This window comes from Aeromonas sp. 75A (genome assembly GCF_051919425.1).
Lineage (GTDB): Bacteria > Pseudomonadota > Gammaproteobacteria > Enterobacterales > Aeromonadaceae > Aeromonas > Aeromonas veronii.
Genome location: NZ_JBQBES010000002.1, coordinates 1,385,808 through 1,410,542, shown reverse-complemented (window position 1 = coordinate 1,410,542; position 24,735 = coordinate 1,385,808). Strand labels below are relative to the sequence as shown.

At 57.8% G+C, this 24,735-nt stretch carries 27 protein-coding genes; 21 read left to right on the top strand and 6 right to left on the bottom strand.

The window, feature by feature from the left end:
• The first annotated feature begins 26 nt into the window (after positions 1–26).
• Together ACTG2T_RS06385 and ACTG2T_RS06380 are read left to right on the top strand one after the other, a co-directional pair.
• Positions 27–1,061: an ABC transporter ATP-binding protein gene (locus tag ACTG2T_RS06385; RefSeq protein WP_330124903.1), complete on the top strand. Its 1,035-nt coding sequence runs from the start codon at positions 27–29 to the stop codon at positions 1,059–1,061.
• Between the two features lie 103 nt (positions 1,062–1,164).
• Positions 1,165–2,070, top strand: coding sequence for a Dyp-type peroxidase (locus ACTG2T_RS06380; RefSeq protein ID WP_064338814.1), 906 nt, complete (start codon positions 1,165–1,167; stop codon positions 2,068–2,070).
• A 90-nt stretch (positions 2,071–2,160) separates the two neighbouring features.
• Here the strand turns inward: ACTG2T_RS06380 and argR are convergent, their stop codons facing one another.
• Complete coding sequence (gene argR / locus ACTG2T_RS06375; protein ID WP_005340378.1) at positions 2,161–2,631, bottom strand: transcriptional regulator ArgR; 471 nt, start codon at positions 2,629–2,631, stop codon at positions 2,161–2,163.
• Positions 2,632–2,832: 201 nt separating this feature from the next.
• Here argR and ACTG2T_RS06370 point away from each other — a divergent pair, with 201 nt between their 5' ends.
• The 6 genes from ACTG2T_RS06370 (at position 2,833) to ACTG2T_RS06345 (ending at position 7,792) form a co-directional block, all read left to right on the top strand.
• Complete coding sequence (locus ACTG2T_RS06370; protein WP_330124902.1) at positions 2,833–3,573, top strand: ATP-binding cassette domain-containing protein; 741 nt, start codon at positions 2,833–2,835, stop codon at positions 3,571–3,573.
• A gap of 24 nt (positions 3,574–3,597) precedes the next feature.
• The gene (locus tag ACTG2T_RS06365) at positions 3,598–4,335 is read left to right on the top strand and encodes a transporter substrate-binding domain-containing protein (RefSeq protein WP_164537734.1); all 738 of its coding nucleotides are present in this window, start codon (positions 3,598–3,600) and stop codon (positions 4,333–4,335) included.
• 3 nt (positions 4,336–4,338) lie between these two features.
• Positions 4,339–4,989 (top strand): arginine ABC transporter permease ArtQ, encoded by a 651-nt coding sequence (artQ, locus tag ACTG2T_RS06360; protein ID WP_033114055.1) that lies wholly within the window; start codon positions 4,339–4,341, stop codon positions 4,987–4,989.
• Positions 4,990–4,992: 3 nt separating this feature from the next.
• Complete coding sequence (gene artM, locus ACTG2T_RS06355) at positions 4,993–5,655, top strand: arginine ABC transporter permease ArtM (protein WP_005348902.1); 663 nt, start codon at positions 4,993–4,995, stop codon at positions 5,653–5,655.
• Between the two features lie 221 nt (positions 5,656–5,876).
• Positions 5,877–6,812 carry a malate dehydrogenase gene (gene mdh, locus ACTG2T_RS06350; protein ID WP_019445592.1) on the top strand — a complete coding sequence of 312 codons (936 nt, stop codon included), beginning with the start codon at positions 5,877–5,879 and terminating at the stop codon, positions 6,810–6,812.
• A gap of 395 nt (positions 6,813–7,207) precedes the next feature.
• A complete protein-coding gene (locus tag ACTG2T_RS06345) occupies positions 7,208–7,792 on the top strand; it encodes a tetratricopeptide repeat protein (RefSeq protein WP_164537993.1) in 585 nt (194 codons plus the stop codon).
• A 100-nt stretch (positions 7,793–7,892) separates the two neighbouring features.
• Here ACTG2T_RS06345 and hmpA read toward each other — a convergent pair whose 3' ends face one another.
• Positions 7,893–9,086, bottom strand: a complete 1,194-nt coding sequence (gene hmpA / locus ACTG2T_RS06340; RefSeq protein WP_164537732.1) for an NO-inducible flavohemoprotein — start codon at positions 9,084–9,086, stop codon at positions 7,893–7,895.
• A 111-nt stretch (positions 9,087–9,197) separates the two neighbouring features.
• Between hmpA and ACTG2T_RS06335 the strand changes: the two genes are divergently transcribed.
• Positions 9,198–9,668 carry an Rrf2 family transcriptional regulator gene (locus ACTG2T_RS06335; protein ID WP_164537731.1) on the top strand — a complete coding sequence of 157 codons (471 nt, stop codon included), beginning with the start codon at positions 9,198–9,200 and terminating at the stop codon, positions 9,666–9,668.
• A gap of 40 nt (positions 9,669–9,708) precedes the next feature.
• Here ACTG2T_RS06335 and ACTG2T_RS06330 read toward each other — a convergent pair whose 3' ends face one another.
• Together ACTG2T_RS06330 and ACTG2T_RS06325 are read right to left on the bottom strand one after the other, a co-directional pair.
• A complete protein-coding gene (locus ACTG2T_RS06330) occupies positions 9,709–10,989 on the bottom strand; it encodes an HlyC/CorC family transporter (RefSeq protein WP_005348906.1) in 1,281 nt (426 codons plus the stop codon).
• A gap of 42 nt (positions 10,990–11,031) precedes the next feature.
• On the bottom strand, positions 11,032–11,820 hold the full coding sequence (locus ACTG2T_RS06325; RefSeq protein ID WP_005340390.1) for a cytochrome C assembly family protein: 789 nt from the start codon (positions 11,818–11,820) through the stop codon (positions 11,032–11,034).
• A gap of 202 nt (positions 11,821–12,022) precedes the next feature.
• On the opposite strand from ACTG2T_RS06325, the gene ffh reads away from it, so the two are divergent.
• From ffh to rplS, 5 genes are all read left to right on the top strand, one after another.
• Positions 12,023–13,399 (top strand): signal recognition particle protein, encoded by a 1,377-nt coding sequence (gene ffh, locus ACTG2T_RS06320; RefSeq protein ID WP_005340391.1) that lies wholly within the window; start codon positions 12,023–12,025, stop codon positions 13,397–13,399.
• A 177-nt stretch (positions 13,400–13,576) separates the two neighbouring features.
• Positions 13,577–13,825 (top strand): 30S ribosomal protein S16, encoded by a 249-nt coding sequence (rpsP, locus tag ACTG2T_RS06315; protein WP_005340392.1) that lies wholly within the window; start codon positions 13,577–13,579, stop codon positions 13,823–13,825.
• 24 nt (positions 13,826–13,849) lie between these two features.
• Positions 13,850–14,371 (top strand): ribosome maturation factor RimM, encoded by a 522-nt coding sequence (gene rimM, locus ACTG2T_RS06310; RefSeq protein ID WP_005340394.1) that lies wholly within the window; start codon positions 13,850–13,852, stop codon positions 14,369–14,371.
• Positions 14,372–14,405: 34 nt separating this feature from the next.
• Complete coding sequence (trmD, locus tag ACTG2T_RS06305; RefSeq protein ID WP_005308699.1) at positions 14,406–15,155, top strand: tRNA (guanosine(37)-N1)-methyltransferase TrmD; 750 nt, start codon at positions 14,406–14,408, stop codon at positions 15,153–15,155.
• Positions 15,156–15,187: 32 nt separating this feature from the next.
• Positions 15,188–15,535 (top strand): 50S ribosomal protein L19, encoded by a 348-nt coding sequence (rplS, locus tag ACTG2T_RS06300; protein ID WP_005313505.1) that lies wholly within the window; start codon positions 15,188–15,190, stop codon positions 15,533–15,535.
• 108 nt (positions 15,536–15,643) lie between these two features.
• Here rplS and ACTG2T_RS06295 read toward each other — a convergent pair whose 3' ends face one another.
• On the bottom strand, positions 15,644–15,967 hold the full coding sequence (locus ACTG2T_RS06295; protein WP_005348910.1) for an isoamylase early set domain-containing protein: 324 nt from the start codon (positions 15,965–15,967) through the stop codon (positions 15,644–15,646).
• 80 nt (positions 15,968–16,047) lie between these two features.
• The gene (gene mutH, locus ACTG2T_RS06290; protein ID WP_042084339.1) at positions 16,048–16,722 is read right to left on the bottom strand and encodes a DNA mismatch repair endonuclease MutH; all 675 of its coding nucleotides are present in this window, start codon (positions 16,720–16,722) and stop codon (positions 16,048–16,050) included.
• A gap of 733 nt (positions 16,723–17,455) precedes the next feature.
• Here mutH and rppH point away from each other — a divergent pair.
• The 7 genes from rppH to nhaR all read left to right on the top strand — a co-directional run bounded on the left by rppH (position 17,456) and on the right by nhaR (position 24,700).
• Positions 17,456–17,983: an RNA pyrophosphohydrolase gene (rppH, locus tag ACTG2T_RS06285; protein ID WP_005340421.1), complete on the top strand. Its 528-nt coding sequence runs from the start codon at positions 17,456–17,458 to the stop codon at positions 17,981–17,983.
• A 14-nt stretch (positions 17,984–17,997) separates the two neighbouring features.
• A complete protein-coding gene (gene ptsP / locus ACTG2T_RS06280; RefSeq protein WP_005340422.1) occupies positions 17,998–20,277 on the top strand; it encodes a phosphoenolpyruvate--protein phosphotransferase in 2,280 nt (759 codons plus the stop codon).
• 67 nt (positions 20,278–20,344) lie between these two features.
• The gene (lgt, locus tag ACTG2T_RS06275; RefSeq protein ID WP_031227775.1) at positions 20,345–21,169 is read left to right on the top strand and encodes a prolipoprotein diacylglyceryl transferase; all 825 of its coding nucleotides are present in this window, start codon (positions 20,345–20,347) and stop codon (positions 21,167–21,169) included.
• Entirely contained in the window at positions 21,169–21,963 is a 795-nt protein-coding gene (gene thyA / locus ACTG2T_RS06270) for a thymidylate synthase (protein ID WP_330124901.1), read from the top strand. The genes lgt and thyA overlap by 1 nt, the downstream gene beginning before the upstream one ends.
• Positions 21,964–22,186: 223 nt before the next feature.
• A complete protein-coding gene (gene nhaA / locus ACTG2T_RS06265) occupies positions 22,187–23,377 on the top strand; it encodes a Na+/H+ antiporter NhaA (protein WP_005341370.1) in 1,191 nt (396 codons plus the stop codon).
• A 38-nt stretch (positions 23,378–23,415) separates the two neighbouring features.
• Positions 23,416–23,781, top strand: a complete 366-nt coding sequence (locus ACTG2T_RS06260; RefSeq protein WP_216954529.1) for a hypothetical protein — start codon at positions 23,416–23,418, stop codon at positions 23,779–23,781.
• The gene (gene nhaR / locus ACTG2T_RS06255) at positions 23,768–24,700 is read left to right on the top strand and encodes a transcriptional activator NhaR (RefSeq protein ID WP_005340434.1); all 933 of its coding nucleotides are present in this window, start codon (positions 23,768–23,770) and stop codon (positions 24,698–24,700) included. Before ACTG2T_RS06260 ends, nhaR begins: the two co-directional genes overlap by 14 nt.
• The last annotated feature ends 35 nt before the right edge of the window (positions 24,701–24,735 follow it).

The window sequence follows — 24,735 nt, the reverse complement described above, 5'->3', positions numbered from 1 at the left end:
CCGCCAGAAACGAGAGGAAGTCAGCCTTGTCCTGTTTGCAGGTTGAAAATGTCAGCTGCCGTTACAACGGCCGCAATGTGCTGGAGCAGCTCTCCCTGACGGTGGCAGACAACGAGATCGTCTGCCTGCTGGGAGCCAGTGGCTGCGGCAAAACCACGTTGCTCAAGGCCATCGCCGGGCTGCTGCCGTTGGCAGAGGGCTCTATTCGCCTCGGCGATACCCTGCTCGACGGGCCGGGGGCCAGCGTGCCGCCCGAGGCGCGCAACATCGGCATGATCTTTCAGGATTACGCCCTCTTTCCCCACCTGACGGTGGCCGACAACGTCGGTTTCGGGCTGACCAAACTCGACCGCAGTGCCCGCCAGCAGCAGGTGGACGAGGCGCTGGCGCTGGTCAATCTGCAGGGGCTGGGGGATCGTTATCCGCACCAGCTCTCCGGTGGTCAGCAGCAGCGGGTGGCCATCGCCCGGGCGCTGGTGTGCAAGCCGCGGCTGATGCTGCTGGATGAGCCCTTCTCCAACATTGATACCCAGGTGCGTATGAAGCTGATCCTCGAGATCCGCGCCCTGCTCAAGCAGCAGGGGATCGGCGCCATCTTCGTCAGCCACAGCAAGGAGGAGGCGTTTGCCTTCGCCGATCGACTGGCGCTGTTTCGCGCCGGTCACATCGAGCAGGTGGGTCAGCCGGAGCAGCTCTATCGCCGCCCGCAAAACCGCTTCGTGGCGGAGTTTCTCGGCGGGGTCAACTACCTGGCTGCCGAGGTGGTGGACAGCCACTGCGTGCATACGGCGCTCGGGGTCATTTGTGGCAGCGAGCCTCATGGCCGCGCGGTGGGCGAGCAGTTGCAGCTGATGCTCCGCCCCCAGCAACTGCTGCTGGAGAGCGCCGCAGATGGCGAGCTCAAGGTGGTGGAGCAGCAGTTCCTCGGCCACCACTGCCGGGTGCTGTTCGAGTGTGGCGATCTGCAGCTGGAGGCGAGCATTGGCGAGCCCCTTGATGGGATGCGGGCACGGATCAAGGTTGCCCCCCATGGGCTGGTGTTGTTTGACCCTTTGCCCTGAACGCGTGATATCGTCGTGAAATCAAAGAACTGGATCCACTCTGGTTTATAATCGCGCAACGCAAATAGCCCGTAACGCTAACGCCTACTCAGGGGAGAGATATATGAAAGCCCAAGCCGGGATCTGCGCAGAGCCGAATCTGCACGCCCTCTATCTGATGTTCAATCGCACCGGCGACGCCGCCGAACTGGTCGGCCGTCTGGCCAAACTGCCCGCCCTGTGGCAGGCGGTCGCTGCCGATTTCCCTGATGCCGGGTTCAGCGGTCTGGTTGCCGTTGGCGCCGATGCCTGGGATGGTCTCTACCCTGCCGCCCGTCCGCCCCAGTTCCGCAGTTTTATGGCGCAATCCGCCAACGGTCAGGAAGCCCCCAACACCCCGTTTGATCTCTTTATTCAGCTGCGCGCCGATCGGGTGGATGTGCTGCACCACGCCGGTCACCGTGTGATGGCGCTGCTGGCCGGACTGGTCGAGCTGGCCGAAGAGGTGCGCGGTTTCCGCAATCTGGATTTCCGTGACCTGACCGGTTTCGTTGACGGCACCGAGAACCCGCAGGATGAGCACCGTGCCGAAGTGGCGCTGCTGGCGGAAGGCGAGTTTGCCGGTGGCTCCTACATCCACGTCCAGCGCTGGGTCCACGCCATGAGCGACTGGGAGAAGCTGGCGCAGAAAGAGCAGGAAGACATTATCGGTCGTACCAAGCCCGACAATATCGAGTATGAATCTGCCGCCAAGCCGCTGACCGCCCACATCAAGCGGGTCAACCTCAAGACGCCGAAAGGGGAGTCCATGGAGATCCTGCGCCAGAGCATGCCCTGGGGCACCATGACCGAGCAGGGGCTCTACTTCATCTCCTGCTGCCGCACTCCGCAGCACTTCAACGCCATGCTGGCCAGCATGTACAAGGGGGAGGGCAGCCACTTCGACCACCTGCTGCGCTTCACCAAGGCGGTGACCGGCGCGGCTTTCTTCGCCCCATCGGAAGGTTTTCTGATGGCGCAAGGCAAATAAGCCCGCCTGACGAAGATGCAGAAAACAAAAATCCCGGCCTTGGCCGGGATTTTTCGTTCTGGCGTGACCGCGATGACGCGGCGGCAACCATTACGGAGTCTGTTCGAACAGCTCGAGGGCGGAGAGGTAGAGCTCTTCGATATCGGTGTCGCTGGTCGGGGTGATGAAGATGGTGTCGTCACCGGCGATGGTGCCGAGGATCCCCTCTGCCTTGCCGAGGGAGTCGAGCAGGCGGGCGATCAGCTGGGCTGCGCCCGGGCTGGTGTGGATCACCACCAGTGCGCCGTTGTGATCGACGTCCAGCACCAGATTCTTGAGCGGGCTGGAGGTGGTGGGCACGCCCAGTTCCACCGGCAGGCAGTAGACCATCTCCATCTTGGCATTGCGAGTGCGAACGGCGCCGAAGCGGCTCAGCATGCGCGATACCTTGGACTGGTTGATGTTCTCGAAGCCCAGCTCTTGCAGGGCGGTGACGATTTCTGCCTGGGAGCCAAAGCGCTCTTCTTTCAGCAAGGCTTTAAAGGCCTTGGCCAGTTTTTCTTGCTTGTCGTTGTGTTTCATCTTGGTCTCACGAATGAGGAGGTGTGGCGGCCTGTGCGATACAGGCGGCAGATACGAACAGCGGGGCCATTTTGCATTCATATGCCGTTTTTTGCAAGGAAGCGGCGCTTGTTCTGCATATTGATTCAAAAATGGCTTGCATCAACCTTTATTAGGGATAGAATCGGGATGAAATTTTGAAAACTTATTCAATTGGGCTGTATGGGTATTGAATTAATAGGTATCGAGAAGTCCTGGCACAAGGTGCCGGTTCTGCAACAGGTCAGCTTTCGGACATCTCCCGGTGAAACCTTGGTGTTGCTGGGCCCGAGCGGTGCTGGCAAGAGTTCCCTGCTACGGATGATGAACCTGCTGGATACCCCGGATGCGGGGGTTCTGCGGATTGGTGAAAGTGAATTTTCTTTCCCGAACTCCCTCTCTGCTGCCGAATTCAACCGCCAGTCCCAACTGCTGCGTCGCAAGGTGGGGATGGTGTTCCAGCAGTACAATCTCTGGCCACATCTTACTGTGATGGAGAATCTGATTGAAGCGCCGGTCAAGGTGCTCGGCGTGAGCAAGGAGGCCGCCATCGAGAAGGGGGCCTACCTGCTGGCTCAGCTGCAACTGGCCGACAAGCGCGATGCCTGGCCGGCACGTCTCTCCGGCGGTCAGCAGCAGCGGGTGGCCATTGCTCGTACCCTGATGATGGACCCGGAAGTGTTGCTGTTTGACGAGCCGACTGCTGCCCTCGATCCCGAGATCACCAAGGAGGTGGCCGAGATCATCCGCAACCTGAGCCAGACCGGCATTACCCAGGTGGTGGTGACCCACGAGGTTGACTTTGCCCGCAAGGTGGCCAGTCAGGTGATTTATCTGGAGAAGGGGCGGATCATCGAATCCGGCACCGCTGCCATTTTCCAATCCCCGCAAACCAGCCGGTTTGCCGAATTCTTGATGCATTGATATTGAATCGATAAGGAAGCTGTCATGAAAAAGAGTCTGTTGTTGGTTGCTGCCATGGGCCTGTTGAGTACCTCCGTCATGGCCAAAGAGATCAAGTTCGCCACCGAGGCCACCTACGCACCGTTCGAATACCTGGATGACAAGAACGAGTTTCAGGGTTTTGACATCGATCTGGCGCGCGCCATCTGCGAGCAGGCCAAGCTGGAGTGCAGCTTCCACAACCAGGCCTTTGACAGCCTGATCCCCAGCCTGAAATTCCGTCGCTATGATGCCGCCATCGCCGCCATGGACGTAACCCCTGAGCGGGCCGCTCAGGTCGATTTCTCCGACATCTATTACGAGAACTCGGCAGTATTCGTCGCCAAGAAAGGGGCCTTCAAGGGGCCGGAAGAGATGGTCGACAAGACGGTCGGCGTGCAGAACGGTACCTCTCACCAGTCCTATCTGGTGGATAACTGGGTGAGCAAGGGCCTGCTGACCGTGCCGTACGCCAGCTACCAGAGCGCCTTCCTCGACATGATGAATGGCCGTACCGACTGTGTGTTTGCTGATACCGCCGTTGCTGCCGATTGGCTGAAGCAGCACAAGGAGTATGCGGTGGTGGGTGCGCCAGTGACCGATGCCAAGTACTTCGGTACCGGCTTTGGCATCGCGGTTGCCAAGGGCAATCAGGAGCTGCTGACCCAGCTGAACAAGGGGCTGGCCGAGATCAAGGCCAACGGCACCTATCAGAAAATCTTCGACAAATACTTCGCGCAGTAAGCCATGTTGAGCCTGTTGTTGGATGCAGCCTGGATGACCCTCGGGCTGGCCTTGGCATCACTGGTCGGGGGCATGGTATTGGCACTGGCGTTCAGTGCCGCCGAGCTCAGCAAGCAGCGTGCATTGGTCTGGCCGGTGGCCACTCTGACCACGCTGATCCGTGGCCTGCCCGAGTTGCTGGTGGTGCTGTTCATCTACTTCGGTTCGACCCAGGTGCTGTTCCTCATCACTGGCGAGTATGTGGAGTTCAGTCCGTTCGCCTGTGGCGTGCTGGCGCTCTCCCTGCTGTTCGCCAGCTATGCGACCCAGACCCTGCGGGCAGCGCTCAATGCGGTGCCTTCAGGTCAACGGTTGGCTGCGCTGGCGCTGGGTCTTGGCAAGAGCCACATCTTCTTTCGCATCGTGTTGCCGCAGGCGTGGCGTCATGCCCTGCCGGGCCTTGGCAACCAGTGGCTGGTATTGCTGAAAGATACCGCGCTGGTGTCGCTTATCGGGGTGAACGAGATGATGCGTCAGGCCCAGATGGCCTCGGCCAGTACCTATGAGCCTTTCACCTGGTATGCCGCTGCGGCCCTCATCTATCTGGCTATCAGTCTGGTGAGCGAGTACGGCCTCGGGCTGGCTGCCCGCTACACCCGCCGCTACGGAGGCTAACTGATGCAAGAGTATCTCGTTACGTTGCTGGGCGGTCTTGTCACCACGCTGGAGCTGACCCTGTTCAGTCTGCTGCTGGGGATTGTGCTGGCGGCCCTGATGACCTGGGTGCTGGAGCTGCGCCTGCCGGTGGCGACCCAGCTGGTGCAGCTGTGGGTGCTGCTCTTTACCGGCACGCCGCTGCTTATCCAGATCTTCCTGATTTACTACGGGCCGGGCCAGTTCGAGTGGCTTAAAGCCAGCCCGCTCTGGCCGCTGCTCAAGCAGCCCTGGTTCTGCGCCGTGCTGGCGCTGGGTCTCAACACGGCGGCCTACTCCACCCGGTTGTTCAAGGGGGCGCTCGATGCCATCCCGGCTGGTGAGGTGGAGGCGTGTCGTGCGCTTGGTTTTAACGGTCGCCAGACCCTCTGGATGAAGGTGCGCCACGCCGCCCGTCATCTGGTGCCCGCCTACTCCAACGAGGTGATCCTGGTGCTCAAGGGGAGCTCCCTCGCCAGTACCATCACCATCATGGACATCATGGGGCTGGCGCAGGGGTTGAACGCCCAGACCTACGATACCCTGGCGGTGTTCGGGGTGGCTGGCGGGCTTTATCTGGCGATGAACGGATTGTTAACAATTGGTTTTCGCTGGTGTGAAAAACGGGCGTTGGCATTCCAATCCTGAAACCTTCAGAACTACCTCTTTATGGTAAGGAGAAGTGCAGAAAAACTGTGCTTCTCCTCCAACTTTTTGTATTTCCCTCCAATTTTTGCTCCCGCATGTTTCGTGGCTCACAGAACCCGTGACTGCAACTGTTATCAGATTGTTTTTTATGGGGGGATCCATTAAGGTTGGGCGCACAACAACAAACAACCTTAAACCTACGCTTAAACATGGAGTTGATCATGAAAGTTGCCGTTCTGGGTGCCGCTGGTGGCATCGGTCAAGCCCTCGCTCTGCTGTTGAAAAACCGTCTGCCGGCCGGCTCCGAGCTGAGCCTGTATGACATCGCCCCGGTCACCCCGGGTGTGGCCGTTGACCTCAGTCATATTCCTACCGACGTCGCCATCAAGGGCTTCTGCGGTGAAGATCCGACTCCTGCGCTGGTTGGGGCCGATGTGGTGCTGATCTCCGCCGGTGTGGCACGCAAGCCGGGGATGGATCGCTCCGACCTGTTCAATATCAACGCCGGTATCGTCAAGAATCTGGTCGAGAAGTGCGCGGCCACTTGCCCGAAAGCACTGATCGGCATCATCACCAACCCGGTCAACACCACTGTGGCTATCGCCGCCGAAGTGCTGAAGAAAGCCGGTGTCTATGACAAGCGTCGCCTGTTCGGTGTCACCACTCTGGACGTGATCCGCGCCGAGACCTTCGTGGCCGCCGCCAAAGGGTTGAACGTGGACAAGGTTCGCGTCAACGTGATCGGTGGCCACAGTGGCGTGACTATTCTGCCGCTGCTCTCCCAGATTGAAGGCGCCTCCTTCACCGCTGAAGAAGTGGCCGCCATGACCAAGCGCATCCAGAATGCTGGTACCGAAGTGGTAGAAGCCAAGGCCGGTGGCGGTTCCGCTACCCTTTCCATGGGTCAGGCGGCTTGCCGTTTTGGTCTCTCCCTCATCAAGGGTCTGCAGGGCGAAGCCAACGTTGTCGAGTGCGCCTACGTGGAAGGCAACGGCGAGCACGCCACCTTCTTCGCGCAGCCGGTACTGCTGGGCAAGAACGGCGTCGAAACCGTCCTGGATTACGGCAAGCTGAGCGCCTTCGAGCAGGAAGCGATGGAAGGCATGCTGGCTACCCTGAAAGCCGATATTCAGTTGGGTGTCGATTTCGTCAAGTAAGCGGGTCAACCGTGCCAACAAGGGAGCTTCGGCTCCCTTTTGTATTGATGAGATCCGCCCGTCAGGCTAAGGGGATGGGGCTTGGTGCCGATAACAGAGTGCAGCAGGAGATCCTTATGATGAAACCCCTTACCCTACTCATTCTTGTCGGTGCATTCACCGCGCCCCTCTATGGTGCCGAGGCGGTATCGGCTGCCGTATCAAGCGATGCGCCTGCAGCAAGTGCATCGGCACCGACAGCAAGCAGTGCTGCGGTGGCAACGGCGCCTGTCTCTGCTGCTACGCCAGCGCCCTCTGAGGCAGTCCCCGTCTTGCTTCCGGCCGAGCCGGTCACACCCGTTGCCAGCAGTGGCGAGGGGGCCGCGCCGTTGCCAAAACCGGCTGAGCCTGCCGCTGTGGTGGCGCCTCCCGCACCTCTGGCCGCTGGCGAGTTGCAGGCGGTGCCGCTCTATCGTCAGGACGAGCTGCTCAACTGGATTGAGCAGGGGCGCCACCTCACTCAGGTGAAGCAGGATCGTTGTCAGCTGACTCAGGATATCGAAGCGCGCGCCTCGGTGATGAAGATCCCGGCTTATCAATTCCTCTGGGGGGATATGCTGGCGTGGGGTGTCTGTACCAAACCCAATGCCGAGATCGGGGTGCAATATATGTGGGAGGCGGCCAATCAGGGGTTGGCGCCGGCGCTGGAGCAGTTGGGTCGCTACTACTGGAAAGGAACTTTGGTGCAGAAGGATTTGGTGCGAGCCGAGACCCTGATGCGCGAGGCGGCCAGCCTCGGTTTTCTGCGGGCCCGCATCGAGTGGGTCGAGATGCTGTTGCAGGGGATGGGCAGTCCGCTCGATTATGAGGACGCCTATCGCTGGCTCCATGGCTCCGTCATCGGTGACAAGGTGCTGCACCAGAAGGCGGCGACTCTGCTCAACCGTCTTGGCAACAGGATGCCGGCCAACGTGGTGGCCCGCGCCAAGGCGATGCACTGATCCAAAAAAAATGACCCACAGATCTGCACCTGTGGGTCCGGTTCCAGCCGCCGTGCCATGACAGGCCGGAACCTCCCTCTGTTATATGGCTGCCCGCGCCTTAGAGATCTTGGTGGGGGCCAAAAACTTCGTAATGGAGCTGCTCCGATGGTACCCCAGCCGCCAGCAGCTGCCGCTTGATCTCTTGCATGAAGCCGACAGGGCCACAGAAGTAGTAGTGGGCCTGCGGCGTTATGCGCTCCTTCACGGCAGTCAGATCCATGGTGCCGGCCAGGTCGTAATCTTCACCCTGTACATCGCAGGCCTCCGGCTTCCGATACCAGACCCGGCTCAGCAAGTTGGGATGCTGGCGGGATTTTTGCTGAATATCCTCCCGGAAGGCGTGTACAGCGCCCTGTTCGCAGGCGTGCAGCCAGGTGACATCAGCCTGATGGCCGTTCGCCAGCAGCTGGTTGAGCATGCTCATCATCGGCGTCACGCCGACACCGGCGGAGAGCAGTACGACCGGGGTCTGGCTGTCGGCTTTCAGGTAGAAATCGCCGGTAGGGGGCATCACCTCGATCTTGTCACCCGCCTGCAGGTGATCGTGCAGCAGGTTGGAGACCTGACCCTGTGGCTCACGCTTGACGCTGATGCGGTAATCCTGCCCGTTGGGGGCATCGGAGAGGGAGTACTGGCGGATCTCCTGATATTCCAGCTCGGGGTGAACCAGCTTGATGCTGAGGTATTGGCCCGGTTTGAAGGCCAACACTGGCTTGCCATCTTCCGGCGTCAGCAGGAAGGAGGTGATGAGGGCGCTCTCGGCCCGCTTCTCCTTGATGATGAAGGTGCGGGTACCTTGCCAGCCGCCATCCTGATTAGCCTTCTCCTGATAGATCTCCCGCTCGCGGCCGATGAAGATGTCTGCCAGCACGCCATACGCCTTGCCCCATGCCTCCAGCACCTCGTCGGTGACCGCACTTCCGCCCAATTCTTTGAGCGTGGCCAAGAGATGACTACCTACAATGTGATATTGTTCCGGCTGGATCAGGAATCCGGTATGTTTGTGCGCAATCCGCTCGACCGCACCGGCGAGAGCCCCCAGATTGTCGATATTCTTTGCATACGCGGCGACCGCATTGAACAGGGCCAGCGGCTGGCCGCCACTGCGTTGGTGGGCCAGGTTGAAGATATCTTTCAGCTCCGGGTTATGGCTGAACATCCGCTGGTAGAAGTGCTGGGTGAGGGCAGGGCCTGCCGATTCGAGCAGCGGAATGGTGCTTTTGATGACGGCAACGGTGGTTTGATCTAGCATAGGGGCCTCGTTCTAATTGAACATATAAAATGTCATTTAATAAGTGGCATCCTAGATGTTTATTTGATTTGAATCAATACTCCACTTTTCGCATCGCGCTAATCAGGTTTTATGAGACTAACCAGTTATACAGATTTCGGATTGAGAGCCCTGCTCTATCTTGCCACCCTGCCGGAAGGGGAGCTGTCGAGCGTTGCCAAGGTATCGGCCCTGTATGGTGTTTCCCGCAATCACATGGTGAAGGTGGTCAATCAGCTGGTGAAGCTGGGCTATCTGCAATCCCAGCGGGGCAAGAATGGCGGTATTCGCATGGCTTGCGATCCCGCTAGCATCAATATCGGGCAGGTGATCAGGGCGCTGGAAGGCAATTTGGACGGCATTGACTGCGGCTCGCCCGCTTGCCACATCGTCTCTGTCTGTTTGCTCAAGAGCGCGCTGAAAGAGGCGATGGATGCGTTTCTGGCGGTGATGGACAGCTATACGCTGCAAGACCTGCTGGCCAACCGTGACGAGCTGCAACGGGTCTTCGGCGAGTTGATCCCGACGCTGGTGCTGGAGCCGGATGATGAAGATGAGCAATGACTATGAGCAATAGAAAAGGGCTGCCACTGGCAGCCCTTTTTCAATCTTGCGAATCCGATTCCGCCCGGTACGATGCCGGCATAATCCGCGCCATCTTGACCATGTTGTTCTCCACATCGAGGATCTCGATAGGATAACCGGCCAGCCGGATCCCGATGTTGGGCTGGGGGATCTCCTCCAGATATTCGAGGATCAGGCCGTTGAGGGTACGCGGGCCATCGATGGGCAGATGCCAGTTCATCTCCTTGTTCAGCTCACGAATATTGGCTGAGCCTTCGACCAGATAAGAACCATCTGACTGGGGATGGATCTCGTCGCTCGGCGCTGGCGTCATGGAGGTGGTGAAGTCGCCGACGATCTCTTCCAGAATATCGTCCAGAGTGATTAGCCCCTGAATATCGCCGTATTCGTCGACGATCAGGCCAATTCGCTCCTTGTTGCGCTGGAATTTGGCCAGCTGCACGTTGAGCGGCGTTCCTTCCGGAATGAAGTAGATCTCGTCCACTTCCCGCAACAGACTCGATTTGTTGAACTGGTCCCTGGCTACCAGCCGCAGGGCATCGCGAGCGTGTAAAAATCCGACAACGTCGTCGATATTGTCGCGATAGAGCAGGATCTTGGTGTGAGCGCAGTGGGCCAGCTGACGCTGGATGCTCTTCCAGTCATCGTTGATGTCGATGGCGTAGATATCGCTGCGCGGCACCATGATGTCCTCGACCAGCATCTTGTCGAGATCCAGAATGCTCAGCAGCATCTCCTGATGACGCTGGGGAATCAGGTTACCCGCCTCATTGACGATGGTGCGCAGCTCCTCGGTGTTCAGGGAGTCATCCTTGTTGGGATTGATCTTCAGCATCTTGAGCAGGCCGCTGGTGATGCCGTTGATCAGCCAGACCAGCGGCGAGAGCGGCACCATCAGCCCCTTGAGGATCCAGGAGGCGGGATAGGCGATCTTCTCCGGAAACATGGCGGCCAGGGTCTTGGGGGTCACTTCACCGAATACCAGTACCACCAGGGTCAGACCGAAGGTGGCGATGGCGACCCCGAGATCACCAAACAGCCGGATACAGACGATGGTGGCGATGGCGGAGGCGAGGATATTGACCAGATTGTTGCCGATCAGGATCAGCCCCAGCAGGCGATCGGGGCGGGCGAGCAGTTGCTCGACGCGACGTGCGGCTTTGTGTTTGGTCTGTGCCAGATGCCGCAGTTTGTAGCGGTTGATGGACATCAGGCCGGTTTCGGCACTGGAGAAAAAGGCGGAAAGAAGGATCAAGATAACGAGAACAATCAGTAATGTACTCGTTGAGATGCTGTCCAAAAAGGGCTCCTGTTGGATGGTATGGCTAAAAGAGTATAGGTGTCAGCTCAACAGCACTTCTTTGACGAAGCGGCTGCCAAAGTAGGCAAGAGTCAGGATGAAGCTGCCAATCAGACTGAGCGTGATGACTTTGCGGCCGCGCCAGCCATAGGTGTGATGACCCCACAGCAGCAACACGTAAACACACCATGCCAGGATGGAGAGCACTGCCTTGTGAGACTTGCCCTGGGCGAACATATCTTCGAGGAAGAAGAGGCCGGAGGCGATGGAGAGTGTCAGTAGCAGCACCCCTGCAGAGATCAACTGAAACAGCCGTTTTTCCACTGTCATCAGTGGCGGCATGGCTGGCAGGTTGCTGATTTTTCGAGATTTAAGCTGCTTGTCCAGACAGGCGAGCTGCAGCGCAAACAGACAGGCGATCATCAATACCGAGTAGGCCATCAGGGCGAGGCCGATGTGCAGCAACAGCTGGGGATGGGCCTCCAGATGGGTTATGTAGCGACCCGGGATCAAGGCGCTGGCAGCCAGCAACAGGGCCGAGAAGCTGTAGACCACCGGCAGCAGGATCCAGCCGTTGAAGCGGCGGGTCACGCAGGTCATGAAGCAACTGATGATGAGGCTGACCAGCGAGGCAACGTTGAGCATGCTCAGGTTCTGGCCGTAACTCTGCAATACCTCTGAACCGAGGGCGCTGGCGTGGGCGATCAGGGCCAATCCGATACAGGCAAACAGGGAGCGCTGTCCCACCGGCTTGGCGCTCAGTAACAGATGCAGGGAGGCGATGATGGCCAGCAGATAAAACGCCAGGGCCAGAACAGAGATTACGATCATAACCAGGTCGTTGTTGCACAAGCTTTTGAGGGTAAGAGGGGCAGTATACCTTGCACGAGAAGTGCTCGCCAGTTGTGCAACGGCCGATCTGCCCATATATAGGGAGAAGGTCCCTGCTGCTGCGGTGCGGTGAATAATCGTCCTCGCGCCCGCTCTGGGTTATAATGCCCCCAATTTATTACGCCAAGAACCGGAATCCGTCATGTTTGAGAATTTGACTGAACGACTCTCGCGCACCTTGCGCAATGTCAGTGGCCGTGGTCGCCTGACCGAAGACAATATCAAGGAAACCCTGCGCGAAGTTCGCATGGCGCTGCTCGAGGCGGATGTCGCCCTGCCGGTCGTGCGTGATTTCGTGGCGCGTGTCAAAGAGCGCGCAGTCGGGCAGGAAGTGGCCAAATCCCTGAGCCCGGGCCAGGCATTCATCAAGATTGTGCACGGTGAACTGGTCACCGTAATGGGGGAGGCCAACGAACAGCTCAACCTGGCTGCCCAGCCGCCCGCCATCATCCTGATGGCCGGTCTGCAGGGTGCCGGTAAGACCACCACGGTCGGCAAACTGGCCAAGCTGCTCAAAGAGCGCAGCAAGAAGAAAGTGCTGGTGGTCAGTGCTGACGTTTATCGCCCTGCGGCGATCAAGCAGCTGGAGACCCTGGCCAGCGACATCGGCGTCGACTTCTTCCCGAGCGATGCCAGCCAGAAGCCGGTCGATATCGCCACCGCCGCCATCGATCAGGCGCGCAAGAAATTCTATGACGTGGTGATCGTCGATACTGCCGGTCGTCTGCACGTTGATAGCGAGATGATGGCCGAGATCCAGGATCTGCATGCCACCATCAAGCCGGTCGAGACCCTGTTCGTGGTGGATGCCATGACCGGTCAGGATGCCGCCAACACCGCCAAGGCGTTCAACGAAGCGCTGCCGCTTACCGGTGTGATCCTCACCAAGGCGGATGGCGACGCCCGTGGTGGTGCCGCGCTGTCGGTACGTCACATCACCGGCAAGCCGGTCAAGTTTATCGGTATGGGTGAAAAGACCGATGCGCTGGAGCCGTTCCACCCGGATCGTCTTGCCTCCCGCATCCTCGGTATGGGCGATGTGCTCTCTCTTATCGAAGAGGTCGAGCGCAACGTCGATAAAGAGAAAGCGGCCAAGCTGGCCAGCAAGGTCAAGAGCGGCAAGGGTTTCGATCTGGAAGATTTCCGCGAGCAGTTGGCCCAGATGCGCAACATGGGCGGCATGATGGGGATGCTCGACAAGCTGCCCGGCATGTCCGGTCTGCCGGATAACGTGAAAGATCAGATGGATGACAAGCTCACCGTGCGGATGGAGGCCATCATCAGCTCCATGACGCCGAAGGAGCGCGCCCACCCCGATCTAATCAAGGGTTCCCGCAAACGCCGTATCGCCGCAGGTTCCGGCATGCAGGTGCAGGATGTGAACAAGCTGCTCAAACAGTTCACCGAGATGCAGCGCATGATGAAGAAAATGTCCGGGAAAGGCGGCATGCGCAAGATGATGAGCCAGATGAAGAACATGATGCCCCCCGGTTTCGGTGGCGGTCGCGGCCCGTTCTGATCCGGCCTGCGTGTTGATGGGGGTCTGCAGTTGCAGGCCCCTTTTAATTGCCGCTCTGCGCAAAAAATGGCTGGCTTGGTTGCAATTATTACGAATCCAAGTAGAATTACGCGGCTTATTTTAAGCTAGGGTCCGCGTGTTTGCGGGCCTTGTTCATTAGATGTTAATGAGGACGATATGGTAACCATTCGTTTACAACGTGGTGGCGCGAAAAAGCGTCCGTTCTACCAGGTAGTAGTTTCTGACAGCCGTTGCGCCCGTGACGGTCGCTTCATTGAGCGCGTTGGTTTCTTCAACCCGGTTGCTGCTGGTCAAGCTGAAAAGCTGAACCTGGACCTGGCTCGTATCGAGCATTGGGTTGCTACTGGTGCCGCTGTTTCTGACCGCGTTGCCAAGCTGATCAAAGACGCTAAAAAAGCTGCTTAATCAGCCCAACGGTAAGGAGTTAAGGTGGAAAAACCTGTAGTTCTGGGCACCCTGGGTACCGTTTATGGCATCAAGGGCTGGCTTAAAGTGAACTCCTTCACCGATGTTGCCGAAGCGATTTTCGATTACAACCCCTGGCTGATTAATCAGAACGGGGCGTGGCGTGAAATTCGGGTTTCATCCTGGAAACGTCACAACAAGGGTCTGATCTGCAAACTCGATGGTATCGATGTGCGCGAAGATGCCCTGGCATTGACCAATGTCGAGATTGGCGTACCCGCCGATCTGTTGCCTGCGTTGCCTGAAGGTGAGTTCTATTGGCGTGACCTGATTGGTTGCTCCGTGGTGACCACCAAGGGATACGACCTGGGCAAGGTGACCGAATTGATGGAAACCGGCTCCAACGATGTGTTGGTGGTTGAGGCCAATGTAAAAGATGCCTTTGGTGCAAAGGAGCGGTTGATTCCGTTCTTGGAAGAGCAGGTGATCAAGAATATTGATCTGACTGCTCGAACAATCGAAGTTGATTGGGATCCTGGTTTCTAGTTTCCCGCGCTAACACGGGTGCCGGAGGTTTCTTATGTGGATTGGGGTCATTAGCCTCTTCCCTGAAATGTTCCGAGCCATTACCGAGCACGGGGTAACGGGTCGGGCCGTCAAGAGTGGCCTGCTGCAGATTGAGTGCTGGAACCCCCGGGACTTTACCCACGATAAACACCGTACGGTCGATGATCGTCCTTATGGTGGGGGGCCCGGCATGTTAATGATGGTTCAGCCGCTGCGTGACGCGATTCATGCAGCCAAGCAAGCGGCGGGAGACGGGGCGAAAGTCATCTATCTCTCTCCTCAGGGACGCAAGCTGACTCAAGCGGGCGTAACCGAGTTGGCGACGAATCAGAAACTGATTCTGGTAGCCGGTCGATACGAAGGTATCGATGAACGCGTGATACAAACCGAAGTCGACGAAGAGTGGTCTATCGGGGATTACGTGTTAAGTGGTGGCGAGTTGCCTGCCATGACCCTGATCGATGCGGTTTCGCGTCTGGTCCCCGGGGTTTTGGGCGATCAGGCCAGTGCCGAGCAAGACTCCTTTACGGATGGCTTGCTGGATCATCCCCACTATACTCGGCCGGAGGTGTTGGATGGATTGGCGGTGCCCGAGGCGCTGACAAGCGGCAATCACGAAGTGATTCGACGCTGGCGTCTTAAGCAGTCGCTCGGACGAACCTGGCAAAGAAGGCCGGAACTTATTAACAACCTAGCTCTGACTGACGAGCAAGAATCACTTCTTGCCGAGTATGTCCGCGAAGTGCGTGACAGCGTTAAGTAGAGTTTTCAGTTTATCCTAGGTAAGGAAAGACAATGAGCAAGATTATTCAGCAGCTTGAACAAGAGCAACTGCGTACCGACATCCCGGCTTTTGCCCAGGGCGACACTGTACGTGTTCAAGTTCGTGTTAAAGAAGGTGGTAAAGAGCGTCTGCAGGCTTTCGAAGGCATCGTTATTGCCAAGCGTAACCGCGGTCTGCACTCTGCTTTCACCGTTCGCAAGATCTCCAACGGCGAAGGTGTTGAGCGTGTATTCCAGACTCACTCTCCGCTGATCCACAGTGTAGAACTGAAGCGTCGTGGTGATGTTCGCCGCGCCAAACTGTACTACCTGCGCAACCTGTCCGGCAAAGCTGCTCGTATCAAAGAGAAGCTCAACTAATTCGATTCGAATTGGTGTCGGTATGTCGGCAAATAGCTCGACAGGTAGTGAAAAGGCTCGCCAATGGCGAGCCTTTTTTGTATCCGTCTATTGGCTATCTGGGAGCCGTTACTGGATGACCCGAACTACCGAGTTGTCTCGCCCGAAGGGGCCTGGCACATAGTCATCCGCTGCCCAGTCATTCTCGTAGAGGGTTTCCCCTGCCGGGGTGATGAGCTGGTAGCAATATTCGAAGTAACCCGGGCCGTCGGTCGGCAGATTGAGGGTGGCTTTGAACTCGCCGCTCTTCATGCGCTTCAGCTCGACCGGTTGCCACTGGGTGAACTCGCCGATCAGCATCACCTGTTCCGCCCCTGCTGCTGCCTCTTTCTCTACGGCAAAGGTCACCTTGACCTCGGGCTTGGACTTTAAAAACTGTTTGATCAGTGGCATGACGCCTCCTTGTCTGTGAGTTAAAAATGGCTCCTGTCTATTTTTATACCACCATATGACAAAGATGTTGATAAGGCAGATCAAGTCGGCAAGGCAAAATAGCGTTGCAGCAAACTGTGGGTAAAGTCGATCTTGAGATAGAAGCCGCGGGGCAGGGTCATGATGGGTTGACCATCGCGGCCGATGGCGCGAGTCAGCGCCTTGTTGTTGGCCGCCTTGGGCCGCAGTTGCATCACCTGGCCGTGGCGTGCGCTGATCTGCTCCACTTCTCCCAGCACTATCATGTCCATTAGCTCCTCCCAGTCCTGACGCAGTAGCCGATCTTCCTCTTCATTCGGGCTCCACATCAGCGGCATGCCGACTCGCCGCTCGCCAACCGGGATCTCCCGACTGCCTTCCACCGGGATCCAGAGCACCCGGGAGAGCTTGTTGCGTACGTTGGACTCCTCCCAGCGCTGGCCGCTGACGCCGATCAGCGGGGCGACGCAGACGAAGGTGGTCTCCAGCGGTTTGCCTTGAGGATCTACGGGGATCGTCTTGAGTTCGATCCCCAGCTCCGGGAAGTCCTGCTCCGGCTTGCTCCCTGCGCTGGCTCCCAGTTGCAGCTCGATCAACTGACCGACCCACCCCTTGTCACGGCGCAGGTCTTTGGGCACCGCAACACCAGCCTCGGCGGCCAGCTGCGCCAGCGTGAAGCCGGCCATGGCATAGGCGCGGCTCAATAACTCCTGCTCGGATTGGGGATTGCTTGGCATAGTTGGCTCCATCTTGCTCGCCATATTCTAACAGGGGAGGATCCCGAGAAGGATCGCTGTTTTTATAACCGATCCTGAGTGGATAAGATCAAATGCAGAGAATTTGGGGGCTATTAGTTCATCATGATGATTTTAAAGGATTTTGTCTGTTTTATCGAGCAGTAAGCCAGGTCTGGTTTGACCTCTAAATAGTTGTCCAAGGGTTTGTGCATGATGTTACACACAGTTATCCACAGAAATCTTGGATAAGTGGATGAAAGTGGGTGGAGTCGCTGATATGTTACAAAAAATTGTGAATGCCACCCCATTTTTACAGGGTAAACGGGGTAGATATTGTGCCACTCCTGTGGATAATTTCGCCGCGGTGGATCTTTGAGCAGTTGAACTTGTTCACAATCCGGATCATGGATCTGGCTCTTGGGGGAACATGGATCTAGATCCAGTTGTCTTATCTCAAGCTGATAAAAAATAATGATTTTTTATGTTTTATGTCGCGTGGTGATACGGAGAGGCACTTTTCGCGTACAGTTAAAAAGTACTGTATATACCCGTTTGCTAACAGCTTTATGCACAGCCTGGGTGGGCAACTTGGGGGAGCGGATCCTTGGATTTGTTTATAAGTATGTTTGAAATTGAAAGTTATTCATGAAACAGGGGATTCACTCCTTGTTTGCTGCCACGGAGTGAATGTGGAACAATCTCCTTATAGATTCAGCCTTTATAAGGTGATCACGTGATTGATGGCGACGGATTTCGTCCCAATGTCGGTATCGTGATCTGTAACCGTGAAGGACAAGTGTTGTGGGCTAAACGCTATGGGCAGCACTCCTGGCAGTTTCCGCAGGGGGGGGTTGATGATGGTGAAACGCCAGAGCAGGCCATGTATCGAGAGCTGTATGAGGAGATTGGCCTCAAGCCCGAAGATGTGACCATCATGGCCACCAGTCGTAACTGGCTAAAGTACCGTTTACCCAAACGTCTTGTCCGCTGGGACAGTTCACCGGTCTGTATTGGCCAAAAACAAAAATGGTTCCTGTTACAGCTGAATTCGGGCAAGGAGTCGAGGATCCAGTTCGGCTGTCATGGCCATCCCGAATTTGACGACTGGCGTTGGGTCAGCTTCTGGTATCCGGTGCGTCAGGTCGTCTCGTTCAAGCGGGAGGTTTACCGCCGGGTCATGAAAGAGTTTGCCCCGCTGGCGATGCCAGTGCCGGCAGTGCAGGTCAACAAGAAGGATGGGCGGCGCAACCGCGCCCGTTAAGGAGCACAGATTAGTTGTTAACGGAACTGAGACGTATCGTCGAGAGCATGGCCGAGGCCAATACCCTCGAGCAGGCCTTGCAGGCATTGGTGAGCCAGACCCGGCACGCCATGGCAGTGGACTGCTGCTCCGTGTATGTCTCGGAACCCGAGGTGCGCCGCTATCGCCTGGCGGCTACCGACGGCTTGGCACCGTCCGCGGTCGGCAAGGTGACCCTGCCCTACGAGCAGGGTATCGTTGGTCTGGTGGGTCAGCGGGAAGAGCTGATCAACCTGGCTGATGCCCCCGCGCACCCCAGTTTCAAATTCCTGCCCGATGTGGCCGAAGAGGCGTTCCGCTCCTTCCTCGGCGCTCCCATCATGCATCAGCGTCAGGTGGTCGGCATTCTGGTGGTGCAGCAGAAAGAGAGTCGCCGCTTCGATGAGGGGGAAGAGTCCTTCATGGTCACCCTGGCGGCCCAGCTGGCGGCGCGGATTGCCCAGGCGCAGGCCAAGGGGTGGTTGCAGAAGACCGACTGGAGCAAGCCGCTGCGCGGTATTGCCGGTGCCAGCGGCATCGCCATGGCCAAGGCCTGGGTGTGGCGGCCCCGCAAGGCGCTCTCGTCCATTACCCCGCGCAAGGATGAAGACCATGCCAGCCAGCTGGCGCGGCTGGAGCTGGCGGTTGAGGAGGTGCGCCACGATCTGGAGAGTCTGGCGCTGCGTTTTCGCGAGAGCTACAGCCAGGATTCGGTGGCGATTTTCGATATCTACCTCCATCTGCTGAACGATCCCGGCTATATCAAGCCCATTCGCAACAAGGTGAGCAAGGAGCACTGGACTGCGGTATCTGCGGTCAAGCTGATCAGTGATCGCTTGATCGAGCAGTTCAAAGGGATGAAGGATCCCTACCTGCAGGAGCGCTCCACCGACGTGAAGGATATTGCCCAGCGGCTGATCAGCCGACTGGTGCAGAATGAACCGGAACATATCTCCATCGGCGAGCCGGTGGTGCTGGTTGCCGATGAAGTGACCGCCACCATTCTGGCGGAAGTGCCCCGCGAGTATCTGACCGGGGTGGTCTCGCTCAAGGGGGGGACCAACTCCCACGCCGCCATTCTGGCCCGCGCCATGGGGGTCGCCGCCATCATGGGGGTCGATCTGCCCCTCGGCGACATCGGCGGTCGCATGCTGGTTGTCGATGGTTACAGCGGCGATCTCTTCATCGAACCCAATCAGGTGATTCTGACCGAGTATCGTCAGCTGCTGAGCGAAGAGCGGGCGCTCGATACCTTGGTGCGCAGTGTCGACAACTTGCCATCCGAGACGGCCGACGGCACCAAGGTCTCCCTGCTGCTCAACGCCGGTCTCAGTGCCGATACCGAGATCTCCCTCAATCAGCTGGCGGACGGGGTCGGTCTCTATCGCACCGAGATCCCCTTTATGCTGCAGGAGAGTTTCCCCTCAGAGTGGGAGCAGACAGCCCGTTATCGCGGCATTCTGGAGACCTACCGCAACCGGCCGGTCTGTATGCGGACGCTGGATGTGGGCGGCGACAAGCCGTTGCCCTATTTCCCCATCGTCGAGGAAAACCCCTTCCTTGGCTGGCGTGGGATCCGGATCACCCTGGATCACCCCGAACTGTTTCTGGTGCAGCTCAAGGCGATGCTGCGGGCCAGTGAAGGGCTGGACAATCTGGCCATCATGCTGCCGATGATCAGCAGCGTCAGCGAAATCAAAGCCTCCCGTCGTCTGCTGGATCAGGCATGGCGGGAAGTGTCGGAAGAGGCGGCGAGCCGCGATGCAGTGATCCGCTACCCCAGCCTCGGGGTGATGATCGAGGTGCCCTCAGCCCTCTTTATCTTGCCGGAGATGGCGCCGCTCATCGACTTCTGGTCTGTGGGCAGCAATGACCTTACCCAGTACCTGCTGGCGGTGGATCGCAACAATTCCCGGGTTGCCAACATCTATGATGCCTTCCATCCTGCGGTGATCCGCGCCCTGCAACAGCTGGTTGATGCTTCCCACCGCTACCAGAAGCCGGTGTCGGTCTGTGGCGAGCTGGCCGGTGATCCGGTCGGTGTACTGTTGCTGCTTGCCATGGGCTATCGCCGCTTCAGTATGAACACCCACAACATCGCCCGGATCAAGTACGTGCTGCGTCAATCCACCCTGAGCGAGTTGACCGAACTGATGGCCGATGGCCTCAAACATGACAACCCCCACGTACTGCGCGGCCTGTTTGCCCGCTATCTGGAGGAGCATGGTTTGGGCGGTTTGCTGCGAGCCGGTCATAAATCGAAACAGAGTGATTGATAATCATGCCTTGTCCCTGCTGACGAATGATCGGAAAATGCGGCTTTTATTTTGACTGGGGCCGCATATGCAGCACGATGGATATTGGGTTTTCTCGCAGATTGATCCCGTAGCATTCAGTTTGGGACCACTATCGGTACGCTGGTATGGTCTCATGTACCTGTTCGGTTTCGCGTTTGCCATGTGGCTTGCCGGCCGTCGCGCCGATGCGCCGAACAGCGGCTGGACCCGCAACGAGGTGTCGGATCTGCTGTTTTACGGCTTCCTCGGGGTGATCCTCGGTGGCCGTGTCGGTTACGTGCTGTTCTACAACTTCGATCTCTTCCTCGCGGATCCCACCTACCTGTTCAAGATCTGGACCGGCGGTATGTCGTTCCACGGTGGTCTGATCGGGGTGATCACCGCGATGATCTGGTTTGCCCACAAGACCAAGCGCCACTTCTTCACCGTGGCTGACTTTGTGGCACCGCTCATTCCGTTCGGTCTCGGCGTCGGCCGGATCGGCAACTTCCTCAACGGCGAGCTGTGGGGCCGGGTCACCGATGTACCCTGGGCCATCATCTTCCCGGAGGCCGGCCCCGAGCCGCGTCATCCCTCCCAGCTTTACCAGTTCGCACTGGAAGGGGTGGTGCTGTTCATCATCCTCAATCTCTTCTGGCGCAAGAATCCGCCGCGCGGTGCCATCTCCGGCATGTTCCTGCTGTTCTACGGCCTGTTCCGCTTCCTGGTGGAGTTTGTGCGCCAGCCGGACAGCCAGCTTGGTCTCTATTTCCAGGAGATCAGCATGGGCCAGATCCTCTCCACCCCGATGATTATCGCCGGTGCCCTGATGATCTGGGCCGCCTACAAGCGTCCGCAGTTGTTCGGTAATGCCGTGAAGGAGGCGAAATAATGCGAGCTTATCTCGACCTGATGCAGAAAATCCTCGATGAGGGGACCGTCAAGTCTGACCGTACCGGCACCGGTACCATCTCCCTGTTCGGCCATCAGATGCGCTTCAATCTGGCGGAGGGTTTCCCGCTGGTGACCACCAAGAAGTGCCACCTGCGCTCGATCATTCACGAGCTGCTCTGGTTCCTCAATGGCGATACCAATACCGCTTATCTGAAGGAAAATGGCGTCAGCATCTGGGATGAGTGGGCCGACGAGAATGGCGATCTGGGGCCGGTTTACGGCGCGCAGTGGCGCTCCTGGCCTGCCGCTGACGGGTCTGTCATCGACCAGATCCAGAAGGCGGTGGATGACATCAAGCACAACCCGGATTCGCGCCGCATCATCGTCTCCGCCTGGAACGTGGGCGAGCTGGACAAGATGGCGCTGGCTCCCTGCCACGCCTTCTTCCAGTTCTATGTGGCGGACGGCAAGCTCTCCTGCCAGCTCTACCAGCGCAGTTGTGATGTGTTCCTCGGCCTGCCGTTCAACATCGCCAGCTACGCCCTGCTGACCCACATGATGGCCCAGCAGTGCAATCTGGAAGTGGGTGACTTTGTCTGGACTGGCGGTGATGTGCATCTCTACTCCAACCACATGGAGCAGACAGCTCTGCAGCTCTCCCGCGAGCCGCGCCCGCTGCCGACCCTGCTGATCAAGCGCAAACCTGACTCCATCTTCGATTACAAGTTCGAGGATTTCGAGATCGAGGGTTATGACCCCCATCCCGGCATCAAGGCGCCCGTCGCCATCTGATAGCAAGGCGCCTCAGGGCGCCTTTTTTATGCAGTTAAATAATTGAAAATTCATTTTATTGATTAATAAGACGGTAGCCAGAGACGAGGAAAAACCTGCTTATAGCAGGTATGTTCTATTTTGCTTTCGGTTTTTTCGTTGTATTGAGCAGCAAGAAACGATTTTCCATTGGTTGTTGCAAGGGATAGACTCAAACCAAAGCAATACGGTGGAAAATTTAACCATGAGTGACGTAATCAAAAAGTTCCTGAAGCTGGAGGCCGCCTCCGGAATTATTCTGATCATGGCTGCCATGCTGGCAATGATTTTAGCCAATACCGCGCTGGCTGGCGGGTATCAGGCGTTTCTCGACACGCCGGTGCAGGTGCGCATCGCGGCTCTCGACATCAACAAGCCACTGCTGCTCTGGATCAACGATGGCTTTATGGCGATTTTCTTCCTGCTGGTTGGTCTGGAAGTGAAGCGTGAAATGTTGGAGGGGGCGCTCTCCTCTCGGGTGCAAGCGACTTTTCCGGCTATTGCGGCGGTGGGCGGCATGCTGGCTCCAGCCTTGATCTACGCCTTTTTCAACTATTCGGACGAAGTGGCGCGTGCTGGCTGGGCGATCCCGGCTGCGACCGACATCGCCTTTGCCCTCGGGGTGATGGCGCTGCTCGGCAAGCGGGTGCCGGTGAGCCTCAAGGTATTCCTGCTGGCGCTGGCCATCATGGATGACCTCGGCGTCATCATCATCATCGCACTCTTCTATACCCAGCAGTTGTCGCTTGAGGCGCTGGCGATCGGCCTTCTGGCTACCTTTACCCTGTTCTGGATGAACCGTCGTGGCGAGGACAGGATCAGCCTCTACATGCTGGTTGGTCTGGTGCTCTGGGTTGCTGTACTCAAGTCGGGCGTTCACGCGACGTTGGCCGGTGTGGTGGTCGGATTTATGATCCCGCTCAAGGGGAAGCGTTATGAGTCGCCACTCAAGCATCTTGAGCACTCGTTACATCCCTGGAGCGCCTATCTGATCCTGCCGCTGTTTGCCTTTGCCAACGCAGGGGTATCCCTTGAGGGGATAGGTCTCTCCTCCCTGTTGAATCCGGTGCCCATGGGCATCATGCTGGGACTGTTTATCGGCAAGCCGCTCGGGGTGTTTACCATCAGCTGGCTGTCGGTCAAACTGGGTATCGCCCAGTTGCCGCCCGGGGTCAACTTCAAGCAGATTTTTGCGGTCAGCATCCTCTGTGGTATCGGATTCACCATGTCGATGTTTATCGCGTCACTGGCCTTTGAGCATGGTGGGCTGGATTACGGCAGCTACTCGCGCCTCGGGATCCTCGTTGGATCCAGCATTGCAGCGCTGGTTGGCTATCTGGCCTTGCGATTGTCACTCCCCAAGAGTGATGGGGACCAGAATGCGGAGGGTTTATGAGAAAACAGGCATGGTTACTGCTCTTCTTGGTCAGTCCTATGGGATTAGCTGGCGGGTTTGAAGAGTGTCGACAGGAGGCTGGTTCGGCCAGCTGTTCGGCCTATCTCAACGGGGTGGTGGAGAGTGCTCTGATGTTGGGGGACAAGCAGGCTAAGGCTCGTTTCGGCGAGACCTTCTCCGAGCGGGCGCTGAGCAGCCGGGCTGGCGAGATGGTCAAGCGTTCCAACAAGCGTTATTGCGCTGACCGGATGCCGGACAAGGCACGCCTCAAGGCCAGTCTGATGGAGCAGTTTGGCGCGAACAAGGTTGACTCGGTCAGCGACATGTATGACATTCTGGCGGTTGAACTCAGCTGCTACCGGAGTCCGCGTCAAGCGGGAACCCCATCGGATGTCACACCTTAACTACAACCATCTCTACTATTTCTGGATGACTCAGAAGAAGGGCTCCGTTACCCAGGCAGCGGAAGCCCTTTTTTTGACCCCGCAAACCGTCACCGGTCAGATCAAGCTGCTGGAGCAGCGCCTCGGGGGCAAGCTGCTCAAACGCAAGGGGCGCTCTCTTGAGGCGACCGAGCTGGGCCAGCTGGTGTTTCGCTATGCCGACAAGATGTTCAGCCTCTCCTACGAGATGCTCGATATCGTCAACTACCGCAAGGAGAGCCAGATCCTGTTCGACGTCGGCATCGCCGATGCCCTCTCCAAGCGCCTTGCCAGCCGCGTGCTGCTCTCCGTCATCCCCAATGATGGTTCCATCCATCTGCGTTGTTTCGAATCGACCCACGAACTGCTGCTGGAGCAGCTGAGCGAGCACAAGCTCGATATGATCCTCTCCGACTGTCCGGTGGACTCCAGCCAGCATGCGGGCCTGCTCTCCAAACGGTTGGGCGGCTGTGGCGTCAGCTTCTTCTGCAAGGCTCCATTGCCCGAAAAGCCCTTTCCAGCCTGTCTGGAGGAGCGCAAGCTGCTGATCCCCGGTCGTCGTACCGCCATGGGGCGTCAGCTGACCCAGTGGTTCGAACAGCAAGGTGTTTCCCCCAGCATTCTTGGCGAGTTTGATGATGCCGCCTTGATGAAGGCGTTTGGCTTCTTCAATCAGGGGATTTTCATGGCCCCGACTATCTATCGGGAGGAGATCCTCGAGGGGGAGGGGGTGATGCTGATCGGGGAAACCCAGGATCTGATGGAGGAGTATTACGTCATCTTCGCCGAGCGGATGATCCAGCATCCGGCGGTGAAGCGGGTCTGCGAGAGCGATTTTACCTTTCTCTTTTCCGGCCAGGAGAACTTCTCCGCCATCCAGCCGGCCACCCTGTCGTTTTAAAACGGCCCGTCACCACGTATCATCGGCGATGAGTG